Here is a 512-nt window from a genome sequence, read left to right on the forward strand (position 1 = left end):
AGGCCTTTCGCGGCCTACCACGTCCTTCATCGGCTCCTGGTGCCAAGGCATCCACCGTGCGCCCTTAAAAACTTGGCCACAAAGATGCTCGCATCCACTGTTCAGATCTCAAACACCCACCGGCTCACCACCCAGCACCCGAACACACCAAACAACCCCCACAAAGTGAAGGCCCGGTATGTGTCCGCTGGGCGATCCGGCGCTGAAGAACACAACGGCCGATCCTCATGACGAGAACCGGCGCCGCTGTTTCCTCAGGACCCAACAGTGTGTGACAGATGAAAACCTGTGATGTTCCACCCGTGAGCGCCGGCGTCCAGACGAAAGCTGAACCAACCGGACTGCTCTGCACCAGAAACCAGACACCCTATGGCGTCGGCCCCCAGTGAGAGGCTCCTTAGAAAGGAGGTGATCCAGCCGCACCTTCCGGTACGGCTACCTTGTTACGACTTCGTCCCAATCGCCGGTCCCACCTTCGACGGCTCCCTCCACAAGGGTTAGGCCACCGGCTT

The 512-nt window shown here is 59.8% G+C and carries 2 rRNA genes; both read right to left on the reverse strand.

Annotated features, from left to right (window positions below):
- Nucleotides 1-78: ribosomal RNA gene (locus ABD481_RS47195) — 23S ribosomal RNA — on the reverse strand; the annotation flags it as partial.
- Nucleotides 79-401: 323 nt separating this feature from the next.
- Nucleotides 402-512: ribosomal RNA gene (locus ABD481_RS47200) — 16S ribosomal RNA — on the reverse strand; the annotation flags it as partial.

The sequence above is a fragment of the Catenulispora yoronensis genome (genome assembly GCF_039531695.1).
In the GTDB taxonomy this organism is placed as follows: Bacteria; Actinomycetota; Actinomycetes; order Streptomycetales; family Catenulisporaceae; genus Catenulispora; species Catenulispora yoronensis.